This window comes from Streptomyces sp. ATCC 21386 (assembly GCF_018728545.1).
Lineage (GTDB): Bacteria > Actinomycetota > Actinomycetes > Streptomycetales > Streptomycetaceae > Streptomyces.
On the sequence record NZ_JAAVVL010000001.1, the window covers coordinates 9,545,910 to 9,568,854 of the forward strand.

Annotated in this window: 18 protein-coding genes and 6 tRNA genes; 15 read left to right on the plus strand and 9 right to left on the minus strand. The window is 69.4% G+C overall.

The genetic code is table 11. The features are described 5' to 3' along the window. Positions 1-56: 56 nt before the first annotated feature. The 7 genes from GWK25_RS41090 (at position 57) to GWK25_RS41120 (ending at position 6,812) form a co-directional block, all read left to right on the plus strand. Entirely contained in the window at positions 57-1,718 is a 1,662-nt protein-coding gene (locus GWK25_RS41090) for a metallophosphoesterase (protein ID WP_374105843.1), read from the plus strand. A gap of 81 nt (positions 1,719-1,799) precedes the next feature. Then, positions 1,800-1,872, plus strand: a tRNA-Glu gene (locus GWK25_RS41095). A gap of 36 nt (positions 1,873-1,908) precedes the next feature. Continuing rightward, positions 1,909-1,983 (plus strand) — tRNA-Asp (locus tag GWK25_RS41100). Between the two features lie 24 nt (positions 1,984-2,007). Further along, positions 2,008-2,081 (plus strand) — tRNA-Phe (locus tag GWK25_RS41105). A gap of 138 nt (positions 2,082-2,219) precedes the next feature. Further along, the gene (gene hrpA / locus GWK25_RS41110; RefSeq protein WP_215456700.1) at positions 2,220-6,200 is read left to right on the plus strand and encodes an ATP-dependent RNA helicase HrpA; all 3,981 of its coding nucleotides are present in this window, start codon (positions 2,220-2,222) and stop codon (positions 6,198-6,200) included. Positions 6,201-6,300: 100 nt separating this feature from the next. Continuing rightward, positions 6,301-6,375: transfer RNA gene (locus tag GWK25_RS41115), tRNA-Asp, on the plus strand. 245 nt (positions 6,376-6,620) lie between these two features. Then, complete coding sequence (locus GWK25_RS41120) at positions 6,621-6,812, plus strand: DUF6274 family protein (protein ID WP_215456701.1); 192 nt, start codon at positions 6,621-6,623, stop codon at positions 6,810-6,812. A gap of 532 nt (positions 6,813-7,344) precedes the next feature. Here the strand turns inward: GWK25_RS41120 and bldC are convergent. Together bldC and GWK25_RS41130 are read right to left on the minus strand one after the other, a co-directional pair. Continuing rightward, positions 7,345-7,551, minus strand: coding sequence for a developmental transcriptional regulator BldC (bldC, locus tag GWK25_RS41125; protein ID WP_003949541.1), 207 nt, complete (start codon positions 7,549-7,551; stop codon positions 7,345-7,347). Positions 7,552-8,163: 612 nt separating this feature from the next. Continuing rightward, entirely contained in the window at positions 8,164-9,021 is an 858-nt protein-coding gene (locus GWK25_RS41130; protein WP_215456702.1) for a hypothetical protein, read from the minus strand. 223 nt (positions 9,022-9,244) lie between these two features. On the opposite strand from GWK25_RS41130, the gene GWK25_RS41135 reads away from it, so the two are divergent. After that, a complete protein-coding gene (locus tag GWK25_RS41135; protein ID WP_215456704.1) occupies positions 9,245-10,339 on the plus strand; it encodes a Glu/Leu/Phe/Val dehydrogenase dimerization domain-containing protein in 1,095 nt (364 codons plus the stop codon). Between the two features lie 311 nt (positions 10,340-10,650). Next, positions 10,651-10,905 carry a DUF3073 domain-containing protein gene (locus tag GWK25_RS41140; protein ID WP_215456705.1) on the plus strand — a complete coding sequence of 85 codons (255 nt, stop codon included), beginning with the start codon at positions 10,651-10,653 and terminating at the stop codon, positions 10,903-10,905. Between the two features lie 231 nt (positions 10,906-11,136). Here the strand turns inward: GWK25_RS41140 and purM are convergent, their stop codons facing one another. The 4 genes from purM to GWK25_RS41160 all read right to left on the minus strand — a co-directional run bounded on the left by purM (position 11,137) and on the right by GWK25_RS41160 (position 15,623). Further along, on the minus strand, positions 11,137-12,207 hold the full coding sequence (gene purM, locus GWK25_RS41145; protein ID WP_215456708.1) for a phosphoribosylformylglycinamidine cyclo-ligase: 1,071 nt from the start codon (positions 12,205-12,207) through the stop codon (positions 11,137-11,139). Between the two features lie 67 nt (positions 12,208-12,274). Beyond that, positions 12,275-13,801: an amidophosphoribosyltransferase gene (gene purF, locus GWK25_RS41150; RefSeq protein ID WP_184892164.1), complete on the minus strand. Its 1,527-nt coding sequence runs from the start codon at positions 13,799-13,801 to the stop codon at positions 12,275-12,277. 84 nt (positions 13,802-13,885) lie between these two features. Further along, entirely contained in the window at positions 13,886-14,704 is an 819-nt protein-coding gene (locus GWK25_RS41155; RefSeq protein WP_215457928.1) for an META domain-containing protein, read from the minus strand. A 121-nt stretch (positions 14,705-14,825) separates the two neighbouring features. Continuing rightward, positions 14,826-15,623, minus strand: a complete 798-nt coding sequence (locus GWK25_RS41160) for a maleylpyruvate isomerase family mycothiol-dependent enzyme (RefSeq protein ID WP_215456710.1) — start codon at positions 15,621-15,623, stop codon at positions 14,826-14,828. Positions 15,624-15,881: 258 nt separating this feature from the next. Here GWK25_RS41160 and GWK25_RS41165 point away from each other — a divergent pair, with 258 nt between their 5' ends. Next, positions 15,882-16,466, plus strand: a complete 585-nt coding sequence (locus tag GWK25_RS41165; protein WP_215456712.1) for a Uma2 family endonuclease — start codon at positions 15,882-15,884, stop codon at positions 16,464-16,466. Positions 16,467-16,533: 67 nt separating this feature from the next. Here the strand turns inward: GWK25_RS41165 and purL are convergent, their stop codons facing one another. From purL to purS, 3 genes are read right to left on the minus strand one after another with little or no spacing between them, the layout of a single operon-like run. Continuing rightward, positions 16,534-18,792, minus strand: coding sequence for a phosphoribosylformylglycinamidine synthase subunit PurL (gene purL / locus GWK25_RS41170; RefSeq protein WP_215456714.1), 2,259 nt, complete (start codon positions 18,790-18,792; stop codon positions 16,534-16,536). Further along, positions 18,789-19,469: a phosphoribosylformylglycinamidine synthase subunit PurQ gene (purQ, locus tag GWK25_RS41175; protein WP_215456717.1), complete on the minus strand. Its 681-nt coding sequence runs from the start codon at positions 19,467-19,469 to the stop codon at positions 18,789-18,791. The genes purL and purQ overlap by 4 nt, the downstream gene beginning before the upstream one ends. Then, positions 19,466-19,729 (minus strand): phosphoribosylformylglycinamidine synthase subunit PurS, encoded by a 264-nt coding sequence (gene purS / locus GWK25_RS41180; RefSeq protein ID WP_215456722.1) that lies wholly within the window; start codon positions 19,727-19,729, stop codon positions 19,466-19,468. The genes purQ and purS overlap by 4 nt, the downstream gene beginning before the upstream one ends. A 352-nt stretch (positions 19,730-20,081) precedes the next feature. Here purS and GWK25_RS41185 point away from each other — a divergent pair, with 352 nt between their 5' ends. From GWK25_RS41185 to GWK25_RS41205, 5 genes are all read left to right on the plus strand, one after another. Then, the gene (locus GWK25_RS41185) at positions 20,082-20,399 is read left to right on the plus strand and encodes an Lsr2 family protein (RefSeq protein WP_215456724.1); all 318 of its coding nucleotides are present in this window, start codon (positions 20,082-20,084) and stop codon (positions 20,397-20,399) included. Positions 20,400-20,557: 158 nt separating this feature from the next. Continuing rightward, positions 20,558-20,629, plus strand: a tRNA-Gly gene (locus tag GWK25_RS41190). Positions 20,630-20,709: 80 nt separating this feature from the next. Continuing rightward, positions 20,710-20,782 (plus strand) — tRNA-Gly (locus tag GWK25_RS41195). 156 nt (positions 20,783-20,938) lie between these two features. Beyond that, the gene (locus GWK25_RS41200; RefSeq protein WP_215456726.1) at positions 20,939-22,063 is read left to right on the plus strand and encodes an ABC transporter ATP-binding protein; all 1,125 of its coding nucleotides are present in this window, start codon (positions 20,939-20,941) and stop codon (positions 22,061-22,063) included. A gap of 125 nt (positions 22,064-22,188) precedes the next feature. Continuing rightward, a complete protein-coding gene (locus GWK25_RS41205) occupies positions 22,189-22,932 on the plus strand; it encodes an ABC transporter permease (RefSeq protein ID WP_251830745.1) in 744 nt (247 codons plus the stop codon). Positions 22,933-22,945: the final 13 nt, after the last annotated feature.

Sequence of the window (22,945 nt, forward strand, 5' to 3'; positions counted from 1 at the left end):
GACCCCCGCAACTCGCCCCCCGCATATCCGTCCTCACCCCTGGGCATACGGGACCAATGGCACGCGTCCCCGCCGTCCCCGCCAACCGCACCACCGACGCCGACATCCCCGACACCGCCATGAGGACCGTCTTGCGGACCGCTCTGCGCCGCGTCTCCCGGGCCATGCCACGGGCCCCTCGCGCCCTGGCCCGGCGCTACAGCTCCCGCCGCACCCAGCCGACCCTCGAACTGGTCCACCACCCCCACCCCTGGGGACGCGCACTGGGCCTGGTCGCGGTCGTACTGATCGGCGCCTGGCTGGGCCTGCTGATCGTCGGGAACGTCCGCACCCCCGTCGGCCCCATGAACACGACGATGACGCTGCGCCCGTCCCTCACCGGCGGCACGAAGATCAACGTCTCCCCGCTCGGCGCCCTGGAACTGCGCAGCCACAACGCCCCCGTACGCCTGGACGTGAACGTCGACCAGCTCGACCCCGAGCGCGCCCAGGCCCTGGTCGACCACCCCGAGCGGATCTCCGGGCTGCAGGAGGAGATCGCCTCGGACGTGCAGCACGGCACCGTCGACCTGGCCGTACGGTCGGGCGTCGCCGTCGTCGTCGGGGCCACCACGCTCGGCCTCGCCGTGTTCCGCCGCCCCCGCCGCGCCCTCGCCGCGGGCGGCCTCGCGCTCGCCCTGCTGGCCGGCGCCGGCGGTACGGCCGCCGCCACCTGGAACCCCAACTCCGTCCTGGAACCCAAGTTCTCGGGCCTGCTGTCCTCCGCGCCCTCCCTGGTCGGCAACGCGCGCAGCATCGTCACGGAATTCGACATCTACCAGAAGGAGTTGGCCCGCCTGGTGACGAACGTGACCAAGCTGTACGACGTCACGTCCACGCTCCCCGCGTACCAGCCGGACCCCACGACCATCCGCGTCCTGCACGTCTCCGACATCCATCTGAACCCCGCGAGCTGGAAGATCATCGCCTCGCTGGTGGAGCAGTACGAGATCAATGTCATCGTCGACTCCGGCGACACCATGGACCACGGCAGCGCCGCCGAGAACGCGTTCCTGGACCCGATCGCCGACCTCGGCGCGCCGTACGTCTGGGTGCGCGGCAACCACGACTCACGCGAGACGCAGCGCTATCTGGAGGGCATCGACAACACGCACGTCCTCGACGAGGGCAGGGCGGTGACCGTCGGCGGGCTGCGCTTCGCGGGGATCGGGGACCCGCAGTTCACCCCGGACCGCTCGACCGACAAGGCGGGCCTGCCCTCGGAGGAGGTCGCCGGACGGCAGCTGGCGGATGCGCTGCGCGCCCAGCGGGCGGCGGGCAGCCCCGTGGACATCGCGGTCGCCCACAACCCGGACGCGGCCCGGCAGACGGACGGACAGGTCCCGCTCGTGCTCGCCGGACATGTGCACCACCCGGAGATGGAGGTCCTCGACCGGGGCACCCGCCTGCGTATCGAGGGCTCGACCGGCGGCAGCGGTCTGCGCGCGGTGGAGGGCAAGTACCCCGATCCCATCCAGGCCTCGGTCCTGTACCTCGACCGCGACACCCGGCGCCTGCAGGCCTGGGACGAGATCGAACTCGGCGGGCTGGGCCTGACGACGGCCGAGGTCAGCCGCCACCTGCCGAAGGAGAACCAGCCGGGGGCCGAACCCGGGGACGAGCGGTCCCCGTCACCCTCCGGGACCACGTCGACGGACGAGTCCCCCGGCCGCCCGTAAACCGTTTTGGCGATAGCTCCCGCCATCCCATATGCTTCTCACGTCCCCGACGCGCTGACGAAGCGCCCAGGCGGGCCGATAGCCCTCATCGTCTAGCGGCCTAGGACGCCGCCCTTTCAAGGCGGTAGCACGGGTTCGAATCCCGTTGGGGGCACGCAAGAACGTGTGCGACACTGTCGTACGCATCCTTGGTCCTGTGGAGCAGTTTGGAGTGCTCGCCACCCTGTCAAGGTGGAGGCCGCGGGTTCAAATCCCGTCAGGACCGCTGGTGTTTCACGTGAAACATCGCGGCTGGGTAGCTCAGTTGGTACGAGCGATCGCCTGAAAAGCGATAGGTCGCCGGTTCGACCCCGGCCCCAGCCACAGCGAACGAAGAACCCCTCCGGGCAACCGGAGGGGTTCTTCGCGTGTACGGCGGCGGACGTGTGCGTGGTGCGCCGTGACGGCCCCACGCAAAAGCGTTCGCCCCTCGTTTCCCGGAGGTGAGATCCTGGGTCGCGTATGTCCACTCACCCCGCCCCCGCCTTCGGCGCCCTCGCCCCCCGTCTGGCCGAGCTGTCCCTGCGCGACGCGCACCGGCTCGGGCGCAGACTCGAAGGTGCGCGCAAGATCCGTAAGCCCGAGGCCCGGGCCGCCGTGCTCGCCGAGATCGAGGCGGAGGTCGCCAAGGGCGAGTCCCGCATGGCCGAGCGCGCCGCCCGCGTGCCGGCGATCTCGTACCCCGAGCAGCTGCCCGTCAGCCAGAAGAAGGACGAGATCGCGGCCGCCATCCGCGACCACCAGGTGGTCATCGTCGCGGGCGAGACCGGCTCCGGCAAGACGACCCAGATCCCGAAGATCTGTATGGAGCTGGGGCGTGGCGTACGCGGCATGATCGGGCACACCCAGCCCCGTCGTATCGCCGCCCGTACGGTGGCCGAGCGCGTCGCGGAGGAACTGCGGACTCCGCTCGGCGAGGCCGTCGGCTGGAAGGTGCGGTTCACCGACCAGGTCAACCCGGACGCCACCTTCGTCAAGCTGATGACGGACGGCATCCTGCTCGCCGAGATCCAGACGGACCGCGAGCTGCGCGCCTACGACACGATCATCATCGACGAGGCCCACGAGCGGTCCCTCAACATCGACTTCCTGCTGGGCTACCTCGCCCAGCTGCTGCCCAAGCGCCCCGATCTCAAGGTCGTCATCACCTCCGCGACCATCGACCCCGAGCGCTTCTCCCGCCACTTCGGCGACGCTCCGATCGTCGAGGTCAGCGGCCGGACGTACCCCGTGGAGGTGCGCTACCGCCCCCTCCTCGAAGAGGACTCCGAGGACGCCGACCGCGACCAGATCACCGCCATCTGCGACGCGGTCGAGGAGCTTCAGGGCGAGGGCAAGGGCGACATCCTGGTCTTCCTCTCCGGTGAGCGCGAGATCCGGGACACGGCCGACGCCCTGATCAAGAAGAACTACCGCTTCACGGAAGTCCTCCCCCTGTACGCCCGGCTCTCGCACGCCGAGCAGCACCGCGTCTTCCAGCCGCACACCGGCCGCAGGATCGTTCTGGCCACCAACGTCGCCGAGACCTCCCTGACGGTCCCCGGAATCAAGTACGTCATCGACCCGGGCTTCGCCCGCATCAGCCGCTACAGCCACCGCACCAAGGTCCAGCGGCTCCCGATCGAGGCGATCTCCCAGGCCAGCGCCAACCAGCGCAAGGGCCGCTGCGGCCGTACGTCCGACGGTGTCTGCATCCGGCTCTACAGCGAGGAGGACTTCGAGGCCCGCCCCGAGTTCACGGATGCTGAGATCCTCCGGACGAACCTCGCCTCCGTCATCCTCCAGATGACCGCGGCCGGCCTCGGCGACATCGAGAAGTTCCCCTTCATCGACCCGCCGGACCACCGCAACATCCGCGACGGCGTCCAGCTCCTCCAGGAGCTCGGCGCGCTCGACCCGGCGCAGAAGGACGTACGCAAGCGCCTCACCCCGATGGGCCGCAAGCTCTCCCAGCTGCCCGTCGACCCGCGCCTGGCCCGCATGGTCGTGGAGGCCGACAAGAACGGCTGCGCCCGCGAGGTCATGGTGATCGCCGCCGCGCTCTCCATCCAGGACCCGCGCGAACGCCCCGCCGACAAGCAGGCCCAGGCGGACCAGCAGCACGCCCGCTTCAAGGACGAGACCAGCGACTTCCTCGCCTTCCTCAACCTCTGGCGGTACATCCGCGAGCAGCAGAAGGAGCGCGGCTCGTCGTCGTTCCGCCGGATGTGCAAGCAGGAGTACCTGAACTTCCTGCGCATCCGCGAGTGGCAGGACATCTACAGCCAGCTGCGCACGGTCGCCCGGCAGATGGACATCCATCTGAACGAGGAGGACGCGCCGGAACAGCACATCCATGTCTCGCTGCTGGCCGGCCTGCTCTCCCACATCGGCATGAAGGACGTGAAGGACGCCGGGAGCGAGGGCGGCGGCCGGAACACCGGGAAGAACGAGTATCTGGGCGCCCGGAACGCCAAGTTCGCGATCTTCCCGGGCTCGGCCCTCTTCAAGAAGCCCCCGCGGTTCGTGATGTCCGCGGAGCTGGTGGAGACCAGCCGCCTCTGGGCCCGGGTCAACGCGAGGATCGAGCCCGAGTGGGTCGAACCCCTCGCCGGGCATCTCCTCAAGCGCACGTACAGCGAGCCGCATTGGGAGAAGGACCAGGCGGCCGTGATGGCGTACGAGAAGGTCACGCTGTACGGCGTGCCGATCGTCGCCCAGCGGAAGATCAACTACGGCCGGATCGACGCGGAGGCCAGCCGCGAGCTGTTCATCCGCAACGCGCTCGTCGAGGGCGACTGGCGGACGCACCACAAGTTCTTCGCCGACAACCGCAAGCTCCTCAGCGAGGTCGAGGAGTTGGAGCACCGGGCGCGGCGCCGGGACATCGTGGTCGACGACGACACGCTCTTCGACTTCTACGACCAGCGGGTCCCCGAGCATGTCGTCTCCGGCGCCCACTTCGACTCCTGGTGGAAGCACAAACGCCACGAGCAGCCGGACTTCCTGGACTTCGAGCGGGAGATGCTCATCCGGGAGTCCGCCGAGGCCGTCACCAAGGCCGACTACCCGGACTCCTGGCGTCAGGGACAGCTGAAGTTCCGGGTGACGTACCAGTTCGAGCCGGGTGCCGACGCGGACGGTGTGACCGTCCACATCCCTCTCCAGGTCCTCAACCAGGTCACCGACGAGGGCTTCGACTGGCAGATCCCGGGCCTGCGGGAGGAGGTCGTGACGGAGCTGATCCGTTCCCTCCCGAAGCCCATCCGCAGGAACTACGTACCGGCGCCGAACTTCGCCCGGCGCTTCCTGGACCAGGCGGTCCCCCTCCAGGAGCCGCTGCCGGTGACGATGGCCCGCGAGCTCAAGCGCATGGTGGGGGTGCCGCTGACCCCCGAGGACTTCGACTGGTCCCGGGTCCCCGACCACCTGAAGATCACCTTCCGGATCGTCGACGAGCGACGCCGGAAGCTCGCCGAGGACAAGGACCTGGAGTCGCTGCGGCTGCGACTGAAGCCGAAGGCACGTCAGGCGCTCTCCCAGGCGGCCGCGGCCACCGCCGAGCGACAGGGCGGCGAGTCCGTGGAGCGGACGGGTCTGACGGACTGGACCATCGGCTCGCTCACCCGGGTCTTCGAGACCCGCAGGGCCGGACAGCCCGTGAAGGCCTATCCCGCGCTGGTGGACGACGGCCCGACGGCGAACACCGTCTCCGTACGCCTCTTCGACACGGAGGCGGAGCAGGCGGAGGCGATGTGGAAGGGCACCCGGAGACTCATCCTCCGAAACATTCCGGTCAACCCTGCGAAGTTCGCGAGCGAAAAGCTCACCAACGCACAGAAGCTGGCACTGTCCGCCAATCCGCACGGTTCGATCCAGGCACTCTTCGACGACTGTGCGATGGCCGCGGCCGACAAGTTGATCGCCGACTTCGGCGGGCCGGCGTGGGACGAGTCGTCGTACCGCAAGCTGTACGACAAGGTGCGCGCGGAGATCGTCGACACCACCGTCCGCACGGTCGGCCAGGTGCAGCAGGTACTGGCCGCCTGGCAGGCCTGTGAACGCCGTCTGAAGTCCACCCGCAGCCCGGCCCTCCTCGCCAACCTCACGGACGTACGGGGACAGCTGGACGCCCTCGTGAAGCCCGGGTTCGTCACGGAGGCGGGGCTGCGGCGTCTGCCCGACCTGATGCGCTACCTGGTGGCGGCCGACCGCCGGCTGCAGCAGATGCCGACCGGCGTCCAACGGGACACCTCCCGGATGGAGAAGGTCCACGAGATGCGCGACGAGTACGCCTGGCTGCTGGAACAGCTGCCCCAGGGGCCGCCCGTGCCCTCCTCGGTGAAGGAGATCCGCTGGATGATCGAGGAGCTGCGGGTCAGCTATTTCGCGCACGCCCTGGGCACGGCCTACCCCGTCTCCGACAAGCGGATCGTGAAGGCGATCGACGCCGCGGCTCCGTAATCGGCCATGTACACCGGGTGAGTTCGACCGCGGGGCCACCGCTCCTGTACAGTCTCTTCTCGCAGGCCAGCGCGGCAACAAGGCGCGGACTGCGAAACCTGGTCCTGTGGAGCAGTTTGGAGTGCTCGCCACCCTGTCAAGGTGGAGGCCGCGGGTTCAAATCCCGTCAGGACCGCACGATCGCGAGAGGCCCGTATCCGATGAGGATGCGGGCCTCTTCCGTGTGTGGCGGCGGGCGAGCGCCCAAGAGCTCGGGACACTGGGGCTGTTGGGCGGGCGCGGGTCCCATGGGGCTGATGACGCAGTTCCCCGCGCCCCGGGGCGAACCTGCAGCCCCTCCAGGGGCGCCGTGGGGGTTGACGGCGTCACATTCCGCCGGTACCTCAGAATTCAGGGCCCAGAGACCCCCGGAGGTGGCGTATGGCGGCGTCCGTTCGGCACGAGACCCGCGCATTACTCCGCGCCCACCTGTCGGCCGCCTCGTCGTACCGCCACCTCACCCGCCACTGCCCGATCTGCCACCGCCTGCTGCGGCTGGCCACGGAACACCCCACGGGCGGCGAGGACGGCACTGACGGCCCCACGGACGACGAGACGCCTGCCAAGGCGTGAGACGCGTCCCTCAGGGAACACACTCCGCGGGGGCCAGACGCGCTCAACTCCCGCCCCCTTTACCGCAGATGTCGCCCCGGCAACAAGCAGCCCGGCATGTGACGGGTGTCACTGAACGAGTTTTCGGAACGCCGGTTCTTACCGACCCCCTACAACTGGTCAATTTTATATGTGCAATTGCACCAGTCACCGGAGTCCTGCACAGGAGATCCGACACCCCTCCCCAGACTCCGACAAGCCCGCTCACAACCCGCCGCTTCCGGACCCGGAACGGCCGGTACGGCTGGTCCCGACCCCTGGTCCGCGCACAAAAAAGATCGCGCTGGACCCGGCGGAGTCCAGCGCGATCTACGACGCACCCTTGGTGCTTGCCTGACGAATACCCGGGAAGCCTGGGCCTCCCGGAAAGCTCTGTATGGCTCGGGCGTGGGAACTGTTGGGGCAGAACCCGCGTCGCTTGAAGCTGCTGAGCGGTGCTTTCAGGCTTCCGGCCGATTGGGGGACCAGCCGAAACGCCCTGTCATGCGGCGGTTCAGGCCTCGCTGCGCTGCTGCGGAATACCCGCGAGCAGTGCGCGGACCTCAGCCTCGCGGTAACGGCGGTGTCCGCCGAGCGTGCGGATGGACGTGAGCTTGCCGGCCTTCGCCCACCGCGTGACCGTCTTGGGGTCGACGCGGAACATGGTGGCGACCTCAGCCGGGGTCAGCAGCGGCTCGGCATCAGGGGTGCGAGCGGTCATGAGCGGCCTCCTCGGGAGAACCGAACCTTCTCGGTTCTTTCCTCTAAATTCTGCACCTTGACCCGCGTTGCCCGAAATGGCGGACGCGAGTCGAGTCGGTTATAGGACGAACGGCTTGTCCTCGGCACTACAACTACACCATCCGTCCAGCCGCGTCGGCCAAACCGATGGAATTGCCCTCCCAGGTGTTCATCAGCGACGGATGCCGATGGACCATGCCATAGCGGACAGTCACGCCACTGTGACGATCAGTCACAGTGGCGTGCAGGAGTCACGAGACCCCCCAATAGCGTGCAATGCTGAGATTCCACCCATACGTGGGCAGAAGGAGCCTCCCCCGGGCTCCTTGTCCTATTTTGACACGAGGAGGTGCGTAAGAGGCAAGGCCCGCGTAAGTGCAATCCGTCACGCTTGGCGGCTTCTTGACACAAAAGCCCGGAACAGGGACCTACGTCCCACGATGACACGCGCAGATCAGTGCGCTGCGTCAAGCTTGGGTCAAGGGTGGACAGTTCACCATGGTTCGGCTTTCGTGGAAAGCCTTTTCCCACCGGCCCCACAAGTCACAGGTACGGACGCGACGTTGAGCCGGTTCAACCGGTTCGGCCCGTTTCAGTTCGCCGAGCGCCGGTCCCGTACCGCCCGCCAGCGTTCGACCAGGCGCCCGTAGGCCTCCCCGGCTGCCAGGCCGTCCCCGCCGCGCAGGGCCTCGATGCCCTCGGCGACGTCGGCGGCGGAGTGGTCCCCGTCCAGCTCGGCGGCGGGCAGGACGTGCACGAGGCCGCCGTAGTCCAGCTCGACGAGCGAGCGCGGGTGGAACTCCTCCAGCCAGCGGCCCACGTCGATCAGACCGTCGATGAGCGGGCCCTCGTCGATGGCCTCCCGCAGGGTCCGCAGCCCCCGCGCCACGCGCCGGCGGGCCTGCACCATGGGAGTGCGATAGCGAAGCACCGGCGAGATCTCGCCGGATCCCTTGTCGCCCGACCCCTTCTCGTACGTCCGCTCCTCGTCCGAGACGAGGACGAACCAGTTCAGCGGCACCTGCCAGGTCGCGGTGCGGATCCACGGCCGGGCGTCGGGGTTGCCGGCCATCCAGCGCTCGTAGTCCTGGCTCGCCTGGTGGCGCACCAGCGGCGGCAGCACCGCGTCCAGGACGGGGGCGGGCAGTTCCTCGGCCAGGTCGCCGAGCGCCTGCCAGCCCCGCAGCCGGGTCCGCCAGGGGCAGACACAGACCACCCCGTCGACCTCCAGCACGAAGGCGTCGTCGCTCTCGTGCACCGGCACCGGCACCGGCGGGGTCGGCAGCAGGTCGGCCAGCGAGCGTCGCAGCTCGTCCTGGTACGAGGGGCGGTCGGGGCGCCGGGCGTAACGGGCCCAGTGGCCACGCTCGGGCTCGGGGAAGGCCGCCAGCGGCTCGTACACGCGGAGGTAGGACGCGTACGGGACGATCACCGAGGACACCTTGGGCACGCCTGCTCCCTCCCCCGGCTGCCACCGGGGAAACCTGCGGAACCCGCACACGGGCGCGCCGGAAAACTGTGCGGATCGCACCACGTCCGTACTCCGGCCGGGGGGTGATCCTGAGGCTGCGCCGCTGTACGGCGGACGAAGGCTCTAATCTCATGCTCACAGACCCCGCCACCCGTACGGGAGCCTGTCACCAACCGCCGCTTCTTACCCAGGAGTCACCACAGTGACCGAAGTATCTGACGGCGTCCTGCACACCCTGTTCCACTCGGACCAGGGCGGTCACGAGCAAGTCGTGCTCTGCCAGGACCGGGCCAGCGGCCTCAAGGCCGTCATCGCCCTCCACTCCACCGCGCTCGGCCCCGCACTCGGCGGCACGCGCTTCTACCCGTACGCGACCGAGGCGGAGGCCGTCGCCGACGCCCTGAACCTCGCGCGCGGCATGTCGTACAAGAACGCCATGGCCGGTCTCGACCACGGCGGCGGCAAGGCCGTGATCATCGGCGACCCCGACCGGATCAAGAGCGAGGAACTGCTCCTCGCCTACGGACGGTTCGTGGCCTCACTCGGCGGCCGTTACGTCACCGCGTGCGACGTCGGCACCTACGTCGCCGACATGGACGTCGTGGCACGCGAGTGCCGCTGGACGACCGGCCGCTCCCCCGAGAACGGCGGCGCCGGGGACTCGTCCGTCCTCACCGGCTTCGGCGTCTACCAGGGCATGCGGGCCTCCGCCCAGCACCTCTGGGGCGACCCGTCGCTGCGCGACCGCCGGGTCGGTGTCGCGGGCGTCGGCAAGGTCGGCCACCACCTCGTGGAGCATCTGCGGGCGGAAGGCGCCGAGGTCGTGATCACCGACGTGCGCGAGGACGCCGTACGGCGGATCCTCGACCGGCACCCGGAAGGGGTCACCGCCGTCGCGCACACCGACGCGCTCATCCGGACCGAGGGGCTCGACATCTACGCGCCCTGCGCGCTCGGCGGGGCCCTGAACGACGACTCCGTGCCGGTCCTGACCGCCAAGGTGGTGTGCGGCGCGGCCAACAACCAGCTCGCGCACCCCGGCGTCGAGAAGGACCTCGCCGACCGCGGGATCCTCTACGCGCCGGACTACGTGGTGAACGCGGGCGGGGTCATCCAGGTCGCCGACGAGCTCCACGGGTTCGACTTCGAGCGGTGCAGGGCGAAGGCCGCGCAGATCTTCGACACCACTTTGGCGATCTTCGCACGTGCGAAGTTGGACGGTATTCCGCCGGCCGCCGCGGCCGACCGGATCGCCGAGCAGCGGATGCACGAGGCGGCCGCGGCACGCGGTCGCTGAGCCTGCGGGCCGACGCCGGGCGGCTTGCGCGCGGCGTCGGCGGTACCCGCCGGCGGCTTTAGAGAGAACTCTCACTTCGTACGGCGGGTCGCCCGTCCAGAAACGGTTAAAATCACCGTTGACCAGCGGGGAAAGGGCTCCTCGCAGGTTCTGGGCACGGGCACGTCCTGCGGGCGACGTACCGTATGGGCGTGGGCTCAGGTACCGTGGAAGCCCTACGGACCGGTCTCTCCACGGAGAGCCCGTTCCAGATCATGAACGCGTGTCAAGACTCTGGGGCCATCGAGCCCCGTCACCGAGGGGGTCGAGCCATGGGGCGCGGCCGGGCCAAGGCCAAGCAGACGAAGGTCGCCCGCCAGCTGAAGTACAACAGCGGCGGGACTGACCTGTCGCGTCTGGCCAGCGAGCTGGGCGCATCGACTTCGAGCCAACCTCCGAACGGCGAACCGTTCGAGGACGAAGACGACGACGACCCGTACGCCCAGTACGCGGATCTTTACAACGACGACGATGAGGACGACGAGGACGAGCAGTCCGGTCCCGCCTCTCATCGTCGCGGCGCTTGACGATCCAGCCGCGCTTCACCCGGTCCGGGCGGGTTACTTCGCCGGACCGGGTTTTGTGCGTGTTCGCTCCGCTGGGAGTGCCGGGCGCGTAGTAGCTCGGGGGCCACTGTGCGTTCGCGGCTGCGGGTTCGTCGTGGCTGGTCGCGCCGTTCCCCGCGCCCCTTTTGGGCCTTCGGCCCATCGGGGGCGCTTTGGCGTGCCCGGAACGGCGCTGCTTGAACGCCTCGCCGGTCAGCCTCGTGCGTAGTCGCCCACCAGTTCCGCGCCCGTGGTGCGGTCGGCGCGGTCGGTGATCTCGCCCGCGACCCAGGCCTCGACGCCGCGGTCCGCCAGGGTGGTCAGAGCCACGTCCGCCGACTCCTGGGGGACGATGGCGATCATGCCCACGCCCATGTTCAGGGTCTTCTCCAGCTCCAGGCGCTCGACCTGACCCGTTTTGCCGACGAGGTCGAAGATCGGGGCCGGGGTCCAGGTGGAGCGGTCGACCGTGGCGTGGAGGGTGTCGGGGATCACCCGCGCCAGGTTGGCGGCGAGGCCGCCGCCGGTGACGTGGCTGAAGGCGTGGACCTCGGTGGTGCGGGTGAGCGCCAGGCAGTCCAGCGAGTAGATCTTGGTGGGTTCCAGCAGCTCCGCGCCTAGGGGGCGGCCGAGTTCGGCGATCTCGGCATCCAGGGAGAGACCGGCCTGGTTGAGCAGGACGTGGCGGACGAGCGAGTACCCGTTCGAGTGAAGGCCCGAGGCCGCCATGGCGATCACGGCGTCACCCGTACGGATGCGATCCGGGCCGAGCAGGCGATCGGCCTCGACCGCGCCCGTACCGGCGCCGGCGACGTCGAAGTCGTCCGGGCCCAGCAGACCCGGGTGCTCGGCCGTCTCGCCGCCGACCAGGGCGCAGCCCGCGAGGACACAGCCCTCGGCGATGCCCTTGACGATGGCGGCGACCCGCTCGGGGTGGACCTTGCCGACGCAGATGTAGTCGGTCATGAACAGCGGTTCGGCGCCGCAGACCACGATGTCGTCCATCACCATCGCGACCAGGTCGTGGCCGATGGTGTCGTAGACGCCCAGCTGACGCGCGATGTCGACCTTCGTGCCGACGCCGTCCGTGGCGGAGGCGAGCAGCGGGCGCTCGTAGCGCTTGAGGGCGGAGGCGTCGAAGAGGCCGGCGAAGCCGCCCAGGCCGCCGAGAACCTCGGGGCGCTGGGTCTTCTTCACCCACTCCTTCATCAGCTCTACGGCGCGGTCGCCCGCCTCGATGTCGACGCCCGCGGCTGCGTAGCTGGCACCAGTTGTCTCAGACATGACGGTGAGAACTTTCGTGTCGTACGGCGGCCGGCGAGCAGGTGTCACCGGCCGTCTACGGGCAGTCTTACGGGCGACGGATCGCGTCGGCCGCGGCGGTGGCGGCGGGACCTGCCGCCAGCTCGGTCTCCAGGAGCTGCTTGCCGAGCAGCTCGGGGTCCGGCAGCTCCATCGGGTACTCGCCGTCGAAGCAGGCCCGGCAGAGGTTCGGCTTGGCGATGGTGGTCGCCTCGATCATGCCGTCGATGGAGATGTAGGCCAGGGAGTCGGCGCCCAGGGAGGTACCGATCTCGTCGATCGTCATGCCGTTGGCGATGAGTTCGGCGCGGGTGGCGAAGTCGATGCCGAAGAAGCAGGGCCACTTCACCGGGGGCGAGGAGATCCGGATGTGGACCTCTGCGGCGCCCGCCTCGCGGAGCATCCGGACCAGGGCGCGCTGGGTGTTGCCGCGGACGATCGAGTCGTCGACGACCACGAGGCGCTTGCCCTTGATGACTTCCTTCAGCGGATTCAGCTTCAGCCGGATACCGAGCTGGCGGATCGTCTGGGAGGGCTGGATGAACGTACGTCCGACGTACGCGTTCTTCACCAGACCCGCACCGAAGGGGATGCCCGAGGCCTCCGCGTAGCCGATGGCGGCCGGGGTGCCGGACTCCGGGGTCGCTATGACCAGGTCGGCCTCGACCGGGGCTTCCTTGGCCAGCTTGCGGCCCATCTCCACGCGGGAGAGGTACACGTTCCGACCGGCGATGTCGGTGTCCGGGCGGGCCAGGTACACATACTCGAAGACACAGCCCTTGGGCTTCGCTTCCGCGAATCGGGAGCTGCGCAGACCGTTCTCGTCGATGGCGATGAACTCGCCCGGCTCGATCTCGCGGACGTACGCCGCGCCGCAGATGTCGAGGGCGGCGGACTCGGAGGCGACCACCCAGCCGCGCTCCAGCCGGCCGAGGACCAGCGGGCGGATGCCCTGCGGGTCACGGGCGGCGTAGAGGGTGTGCTCGTCCATGAAGACGAGGGAGAAGGCACCGCGCACCTGCGGGAGGACCGTGTGGGCGGCCTCCTCGATGGTCAGCGGCTTGCCGTCCTCGTCGACCTGGGCCGCGAGGAGCGCGGTGAGCAGGTCGGTGTCGTTGGTGGCCGCGACGCGCGGCGTACGGCCCTCCTGCTTGGGCAGGTCGGCGACCATCTCGGCGAGCTGGGCGGTGTTGACCAGGTTGCCGTTGTGGCCGAGCGCGATGGAGCCGTGCGCGGTGGCACGGAACGTCGGCTGGGCGTTCTCCCACACGGAGGCACCGGTGGTCGAGTAGCGGGCGTGACCGACCGCGATGTGACCTTGGAGGGAACCGAGCGAGGTCTCGTCGAAGACCTGGGAAACGAGGCCCATGTCCTTGAAGACGAGGATCTGGGAGCCGTTGCTGACCGCGATACCCGCGGATTCCTGGCCCCGATGCTGGAGGGCGTAGAGCCCGAAGTACGTGAGCTTGGCGACCTCTTCGCCCGGGGCCCAGACACCGAAGACGCCACACGCGTCCTGGGGGCCTTTCTCGCCGGGGAGAAGGTCGTGGTTGAGTCGTCCGTCACCACGTGGCACGCAACCGAGTGTAGGCGAGATCGCGCACCGGTCCGAATCCGGTGATCTCGCCCGCCCCGGTCCCCGACTGCGGGCCTTCGCATGTCACTTGTCGGCGACGGCCCCGACACCCGCGTTGTTTTCGCTGGTCAACGTGATACTGCGGTGATCGATCCGATACTTCACCGTGCCCTTGAAGAGCTCCAGGAGGCTGCGTTCGGCGGCCATGAGTGAGTCGGAGCACATCTTGCGGGTGGTCCGCGGATTGCCGAGGGTGATCTCTTCCTCGCTCACCGTGGCCTTCGCGGAGATCTCGTTGCAGCCGACGCTCCCGCTGAGGGTGCCGGCCTTCTTGTCGAGGGTGAACCAGGCCTTGCCCTGGGCGGCCTCGGGGAGGGACGTGGCCACGTCGTGGTCGAGCAGCGAATCGATCCGCCACTTCGTGCCGTACAGCTCCGCGGGCTTCTCCTCGCTCAGCTTCACGGTGTCGCCGTCACCCGTGGTGAGGGTGAGCTCGCCGCCGTCGGTGGTCCGGGCCGTGAACTTCTCGGTGTCGAGGGTGCGGGCGAAGCTCTTCTCGAACTTCATCGGGGCGTCGCCGCAGGCCATCTCGGTGGACCGGGCGGTCTCGAAGTCGATGCCGTCGTCCTTGAAGGCGGCGGTGGAGCCGAAGGTGTTGCAGCCGTAGTTGCCGTCGACCTCACCGTTGTCGGCGATCCTGAGCCAGGCGCCGTCGGGGGCCTGTTCCGTCTTGTCGCCCACGGTCAGGCTGTCGACCTTCCAGCGGACGCCGGTGACCGCGGACTTCGTGGCGGCCGAGCCGACGTTTCCACTGCCGGAGTCGTCGGCCGACTCGGTACCGCAGGCCGCGAGCAGCGGGAGCGGGAGCAGTGCCAGGGCGGTGAGGGTCAGTCGCTTGTCCATGGCGGTGGGACGGGTGGGGTGCGTGGGTGGTTCCACCGAGTTGTTCGGCGAACCCAGGTCATGGGTCCGGCTGACCCAGGTCATGGGGCCCAGCGGGCCCAGGCCACCGGGCCCGCGGCCGTCAGCGCATCAGAGGCAGCAGCCCGCTCAGGTCCGCCCGTTCCCCGCTCGCGCTGACCTTGGCCGCGTCCAGGGCGGCGGCCCACTCCACCCGTCCGGTCGCGAGCCGGATCCAGGTCAGCGGATCGGTCTCGACGACGTTCGGCGGGGTGCCCCGGGTATGCCGGGGCCCCTCCACGCACTGCACCACGGCGTAGGGCGGGATCCGCACCTCCGTCGAGCCGCCGGGCGCCCGCGCGGCGAGGGTGTCCGCGAGCAGCCGGACACAGGTGGCGAGGGCGTGCCGGTCGTACGGGACGTCCAGGCCGGGGACGGCCGCGTTCAGGTCGTCGGTGTGGACGACGAGCTCGATGGTCCGGGTGAGCAGGTAGTCGTCGAGCAGCATGCCGCCGGCCCGGGTGTCGATGATCCGGCCCGGCGGGGTGGCGGCCAGGGCTTCGGTGATCCGCTGCCCGACATGGGAGTAGAGAGCGACGACGTCCGGGTTGGCCTCGGCCAGAGTGTGGCTGCCCTCGGCGATGGCCCCTGCGTACGCGGCGGTCGCGGAGGCGTAGTCGAGGGGGTTCAGCTCGGCCTTCGCGGGCTCGGGCCGCTCCAGCGCCTGGCTGACGCTCTCCACGGCCATCGTGAGGTGCGCGGACAGGTCCCGCACCGTCCACTCCCCGAGCCGGGTCGGCGCCGCCAGCCGCTCCGCGGAGAGGCCGCCCACGGCTTCCCGTACGTGCCCGAACTGGGCCAGGACGGCCTTGCGGGTCTTGACGGGGTCGTAGGCGCGGGGGCGTTTCCTGGCGGGTGGCATGGTGGCGAGCCTACGGGGCGGATGTACGCCGACTGCCTCCGCCGGACCCGGCTCTGTTCGCGCTGCCAGTGCCCGGCCGAGAAGCCGGTCCCCGTGGCCCTCGTCCACGGGGGCTCGGGGCCGGGGCGCACGGAGTACGCGTGCCGGACTGCGCGGACCGGGGCGGGTGGTCACCCGAAGGTGTGATCGAAGGCGAAGCGGGCCCGGCTTCGGCGCCCGCTGGCGACACTGGCCTTCGCCTGGAAAGGGGGGGGCAACATGACGGTTATGGCCGAGCGCACGTCTCAGATGTCGGTGGAGGAGTTCGAAACGATCGCGTCCGCCGCTCCCGAGACCGTCACGTTGGAGTTCATCAACGGACGGATCGGAGTCAAGCAGGTGACGGACGGGGACCACAGCACGATCGTGTCCTGGCTGACCCGGCGGTGTATGCAGTCAAGGCCCGACCTGGACGTGTACCAGGCCCAGGGGCTCCGGGTCGACACGTACCGGCAGGGCAGAGCGAAGCCGGACGCGGTGGTCACCCCCGAGGCGCACTTCGCGGGGCACGGTGAGTGGGCCGACCCCCACGGGGCCCTCATGGTCGTCGATGTCACGTCGTACGACTCGGACACCGACCGGCGGGACCGGCATGAGAAGCCAGCCGCTTACGGGCAGTCCGGGATCCCGCTGTACCTGCTGATCGACCGGGACTCATGCACGGTCACCGTGCACAGCAGCCCCGACCCTCTGGTCGGCGGCTACCGCGACATCCACACCGCGAAGTTCGGCGAGGAGGTCTGCCTCCCCGGCCCGATGGACATCGAACTGGACACAGAGATCCTCAAGAGCTACGTCCGCTGAACGAAACAGCCGAGAAGAAGGACCCGCCCGGAAGGCCATCCGAGCGGGTCCTTCACTGTCGTACCGGCTACGCCAGCAGCGCCGGGATCGTGCCCTCGTGGGCCGTGCGCAGCTCCTCCAGGGTGAGGGTGAACTCGCCCTGGATCTCGACCGTGTCGCCGTCCACGACACCGATGCGGGTGACCGGGAGCCCTCGGGCGCCGCACATGTCGTTGAAGCGGACCTCCTCGGAGCGGGGGACGGCCACGACGGCCCGCCCGGCCGACTCCGACAGGAGGAAGGTGAACGCGTCCAGACCGTCCGGGACGATCAGGCGCGCGCCCTTGCCGCCGAGCAGCGCCGACTCCACGACCGCCTGGATCAGGCCGCCGTCGGAGAGGTCGTGCGCGGAGTCGATCATGCCGTCGCGGGAGGCGGAGATCAGGATCTCGGCCAGCAGACGCTCGCGCTCCAGGTCGACCTGCGGGGGCAGTCCGCCGAGGTGGTCGTGGACGACCTGGGACCAGGCCGAGCCGCCGAACTCCTCACGGGTGTCGCCGAGCAGGTAGAGCAGCTGGCCCTCCTCCTGGAAGGCGACCGGCGTGCGCCGGGCCACGTCGTCGATGACGCCCAGGACCGCGACGACCGGGGTGGGGTGGATGGCCACCTCGCCCGTCTGGTTGTAGAGGGAGACGTTGCCGCCGGTCACCGGGGTGCCCAGCTGCTGGCAGGCGTCCGCCAGACCGCGTACGGCCTCGGCGAACTGCCACATGACCGCCGGGTCCTCCGGCGAGCCGAAGTTCAGGCAGTCGGAGACGGCGAGCGGCTTGGCGCCGGTGGTGGCGACGTTGCGGTACGCCTCCGCCAGGGCCAGCTGGGCGCCGTGGTACGGGTCCAGCTTGGCGTAGCGGCCGTTCCCGTCGGTCGCGATGGCGACGCCCAGGCCGCTCTCCTCGTCGACGCGGATCATCCCGGAGTCCTCGGGCTGGGCGAGGACCGTGTTGCCCTGCACGAAGTGGTCGTACTGGCTGGTGATCCAGGACTTGGAGGCCTGGTTCGGGGAGGCCACCAGCTTCAGGACCTGCTCCCGCAGCTCCTCGCTCGTCGCCGGACGCGGCAGCTTGTTCGCGTCGTCCGCCTGGAGCTCGTCCTGCCAGGACGGGCGGGCGTACGGGCGCTCGTAGACCGGGCCGTCGTGCGCGACCGTGCGCGGGTCGACGTCGACGATCTTGCCGCCGTGCCAGTAGATCTCCAGGCGGTCGCCGTCGGTGACCTCGCCGATGACCGTGGCGATGACGTCCCACTTGTCGCAGATCGCGAGGAAGCGGTCGACCTTCTCGGGCTCCACGACGGCGCACATGCGTTCCTGCGACTCGCTCATGAGGATTTCCTCGGGCGAGAGGGTCGAGTCGCGCAGGGGCACGTCGTCGAGGGTGACGCGCATGCCGCCGGAGCCGTTGGACGCCAGCTCGCTCGTCGCGCAGGACAGGCCCGCCGCGCCGAGGTCCTGGATGCCGACGACCAGCTTCTCCTGGAAGGCCTCCAGGGTGCACTCGATGAGGAGCTTCTCCTGGAAGGGGTCGCCGACCTGGACGGCGGGGCGCTTCGACGGCTTGGCGTCGTCGAACGTCTCGCTCGCCAGGATGGAGGCGCCGCCGATGCCGTCGCCGCCCGTGCGGGCCCCGTAGAGGATGACCTTGTTGCCGGCGCCGGAGGCCTTCGCGAGGTGGATGTCCTCGTGCCGCATGACGCCGATGGCGCCGGCGTTGACCAGCGGGTTGCCCTGGTAGCAGGCGTCGAAGACGACCTCGCCGCCGATGTTCGGCAGGCCCAGGCAGTTGCCGTAGCCGCCGATGCCCGCGACGACACCCGGCAGGACGCGCTTGGTGTCGGGGTGGTCCGCCGCGCCGAAGCGCAGGGGGTCCACGACGGCGACCGGGCGGGCACCCATCGCGATGATGTCGCGGACGATGCCGCCGACACCCGTGGCCGCGCCCTGGTAGGGCTCGACGTACGACGGGTGGTTGTGCGACTCGACCTTGAAGGTGACCGCGTAGCCCTGGCCGACGTCGACCACGCCCGCGTTCTCGCCGATGCCGACGAGGAGGGCGTCCGACTGGGGCGCCTTCTCGCCGAACTGGCGCAGGTGCACCTTCGACGACTTGTACGAGCAGTGCTCGGACCACATGACGGAGTACATGGCGAGCTCGGCACCGGTGGGCCGGCGGCCGAGGATCTCCACGACCCGCTCGTACTCGTCCTTCTTCAGGCCCAGTTCGGCCCAGGGCAGCTCGACGTCGGGGGTCGCGGCCGCGTGCTCGACCGTGTCCAGAGGCGTCCGGCTCATACGTTGACCAGCTTCTTGAGGATCGAGGTGAAGAAGGGGAGGCCGTCGGTGCGGCCGGTGCCGATCAGCGGCTCCACGGCGTGCTCCGGGTGCGGCATGAGACCCACGACGTTCCCGGCCTCGTTGGTGACGCCGGCGATGTCCCGCTGGGAGCCGTTGGGGTTGAAGTCGAGGTACCGGAAGGCGACACGGCCCTCCGCCTCCAGCTTGTCGAGCGTGTACGCGTCGGCGACGTACTGGCCGTCGTTGTTCTTCAGCGGGATGTGGATCTCCTGGCCGGCCGTGTAGTCGGTCGTCCAGGCGGTGTCCGCGTTCTCCACCCGCAGCTTCTGGTCACGGCAGATGAAGTGCAGGTGGTCGTTGCGCAGCATCGTGCCGGGCAGGAGGTGCGCCTCGGTGAGGATCTGGAAGCCGTTGCAGATACCGAGGACCGGCAGTCCGGCCTTCGCCTGCTCGATGAGCGTCTCCATCACCGGCGAGAAGCGTGCGATGGCTCCGGCGCGCAGATAGTCACCGTAGGAAAACCCGCCGCACAGCACCACTGCGTCGACCTGGTGGAGGTCCTTGTCCTTGTGCCAGAGAGCGACGGGTTCGGCACCGGCGAGCCTGATCGCGCGCTGGGTGTCCCGGTCGTCGAGGCTGCCGGGAAAAGTGACGACACCAATACGTGCGGTCACTTTCCGACCTCCGCGACTTCCTCCACCTTGACGGTGAAGTTCTCGATCACGGTGTTGGCGAGGAAGGATTCCGCCAGTTCGTGGATGCGGGCGAGCGCGGCGTCGTCCACCGGTCCGTCAACTTCCAGTTCGAATCGCTTTCCCTGACGTACGTCGGAGACGCCCTCGAAACCGAGGCGCGGCAGCGCGCGCTGCACCGCCTGGCCCTGGGGGTCGAGGATCTCCGGCTTGAGCATGACGTCGACTACGACGCGTGCCACTGGCACTCCCGGTGTTGTGGTGCTGAGCAGGTTCCTACAGGTGCCTTCAGACTACCCGTACAAAATTTCTACGCGGGTAGATTCGTAGGAAACTACAGGGATCGCCGGTGACGGCGGTCACGATCAGGTATCGGACGATCACCCTCACGAAAACTTCCGGGAAAGATCCCGGAACCCTATTGCGCGAAGGACACGCGGGCGGATTAAGTCTGTGTTCACATTGCAATGCCGGGCACTGTACAAATGAATTGGCAATAGCCGATACTTTGCCCAATTAACAGCCGGACAGCCGACATCTCCCTGACGTCAGGGCACGTCAACGGAGAGATGTCGCACGAAGGGACCGATATTCGTGGCGCAGCGTGTCGTGGTCACTCTCTCCGACGACATCGACGGCTCGGAAGCGGCGGAGACGATCGCCTTCGGACTCGACGGCAAGTCGTACGAGATCGACCTGAACGAAGCCAATGCCAAGAAACTGCGTAAGGCGCTCGCGCCCTACGTCGAGGCCGGCCGCAAGCGGTCCAAGTCGGGCAAGGCGTACAAGCAGACCCAGGTCGCCCCGGACCCGGCGGCCGTGCGCGCCTGGGCCCAGGCCAACAAGCTGGAGGTCCCCGCGCGCGGCCGGATCCCCAAGAAGGTCTACGAGGCGTTCGCCGAGGCGCAGTAGCCGCCCGGCGTCGGCCGCTCTCAGGGTCCGTCAGCGGGCCCCGGGGGCGGCCGACTTGGACCCCGGGGACAACCGACTTGCGTTGCCCCCCGGCGGATCAGCTAGAGTCTGGAGCACGCCGAGGGGCAAGGCCGAAAGGCCCGGCTCACCGGAGTCACGCGGGTGTAGTTCAGTAGTAGAACATCCCCCTTCCAGGGGGAAGGCGCAGTGTGCAATTCCTGTCACCCGCTCTGGATCGCTTGACCGACCACTCCGGTGGATCAGGTAAAGTAGTCCTAGCGCCGATCGGTGGGAGCCGATCGGAAGCAGTGCGGACGTAGCTCAGTTGGTAGAGCGCAACCTTGCCAAGGTTGAGGTCGCCAGTTCGAACCTGGTCGTCCGCTCGGTAAAGAAGGCCCCGGTCCATCGGACCGGGGCCTTCTTCGTGTGCCCGCCGTTTCCCGATCTCCGCGTGGAGATCCCGCGCGTCTGACATTTGTCATGCCGTGTGGTGACACCACGCACTGCACTCCGCCCCGAACCACCGGGACGCTGGAGACATGAAAACGAACGGGCACGAGGACGTGAACACTCACGATCACGAGAACGTGATCGAGGTCACCGACCTGCGGCGCGTGTACGGGGGCGGTTTCGAGGCCGTGCGGGGGATCACCTTCTCCGTCGGCCGGGGAGAACTCTTCGCGCTGCTCGGCACCAACGGCGCGGGAAAGACATCGACGGTCGAACTGCTGGAGGGCCTCGCACCGCCGTCCGGCGGCCGGGTGCGGGTCCTCGGACACGATCCCCACGGGGAGCGTGCGGCCGTACGCCCCCGGATCGGCGTGATGCTCCAGGAAGGCGGCTTCCCCTCGGAGCTGACCGTCGCGGAGACGGTACGGATGTGGGCCGGCTGCACCAGCGGGGCCCGGCCCGTCGGCGAAGCGCTGGACTTCGTCGGGCTCGGGCGGCGGGCCGGCGTACGGGTCAAGCAGCTGTCCGGGGGTGAGAAGCGGCGCCTCGACCTGGCGCTCGCGCTGCTCGGGCGCCCCGAGGTCCTGTTCCTGGACGAGCCCACCACCGGGCTCGACGCGGAGGGCCGTCAGGACACCTGGGAGCTGGTGCGGGGCCTGCGCGACGCGGGGACGACCGTGCTGCTCACCACGCACTACCTGGAGGAGGCGGAGGACCTGGCCGACCGGCTCGCCATCCTCCACGAAGGCGTCGTCGCCGCGACCGGCACCCCGGCCGAGGTGACCGCGTCCCAGCCGTCCCGCATCTCCTTCGAACTGCCCACCGGGTACTTCCTCGGCGATCTGCCACCGCTCGGCGAACTCGGTGTCACCGGGCACGAGGAGCACGACCGCGTGGTCGTGCTGCGCACCGACGAACTGCAGCGGGCGGCCACGGGGCTGTTGCTGTGGGCCGAGCGGTCCCGGGTCGAACTGCGCCGGCTGGAGGTGCGGTCCGCCTCGCTGGAGGAGGCGTTCCTGCGGATCGCGCGGGAGACGGCGGAGGCGGCGGAGGCCGCGCGTGCGGAAGCGGGTGCGGGTGCGGAGTCCGGCAGTGGGCCGGGGACCGGCAAGGGACGGGAGAGGGGTCCGGGCGCCGGCGCGGGCACCGGATCGCGTAGGGGCTCGGGGCTCCTTTCGGGCATGGGATCGCGCAAGGGCGGGACGAGGGCATGAGCACGACCACAGGCAAGGGCACGACCGCGGGCACCACCGGTACGGGCGCGGGCACGACGGGCGCCGGCGTGGGCACGACGGGTGCGGAGGCTGTCGTCGCCGGGACCACGACCCTGCGGGGCAGGATGACCGCGCTCGCCCGCGCCGAGCTGACGCTGCTGGGGCGCAGCCGGGCCACGCTGATCACGGCGCTGTTCGTCCCGCTGCTGCTGCCGCTCAGCGTCCGGTCGGCGACGGACCAGATGGACCTGGCGGAGGCCGGGCTGAGCGTCGGGATGGTCATCCTCGCCGCCGCCGTCGGCTTCTCCCTGCTCTTCGCGGTCTACACCGCTCTCACCAACATCTACGTCGTACGCCGCGAGGAACTCGTCCTGAAGCGGCTGCGGACCGGTGAGCTGCGCGATCCGGAGATCCTGGTCGGGGCCGCGCTGCCCGCCGTCGGCATCGCCCTCGTGCAGTGCCTGCTCCTCGCGATCGGCTGCACGATCCTGCTCGATCTCGGAGCGCCGCCCGCGCCCCACCTGGCCGTCCTGGGTGTGCTGCTCGGTGTCGTGATGTGCGTGGCGCTGGCGGCGGTCACCGCGAGCGTCAGCCGTACCGCCGAGAGCGCCCAGGTCACCAGCCTGCCGCTGATGTTCGTCTCCCTGCTGGGGTCGGGCATCACCGTGCCGCTCGAAGTGCTGCCCGACCGTGTGGCGTCCATCTGCGAACTGCTGCCGCTCAGCCCCGTCATCACGCTGGTGCGCGGCGGCTGGACCGGCGACCTGTCGGCGTACGACGCCTTGGGCGCCGTCGCCACCGCACTGGCCTGGACCGTGCTCGCGGTGTTTGCTGTACGGCGGTGGTTCCGCTGGGAACCGCGCCGATGAGGGGAGTTGAGCC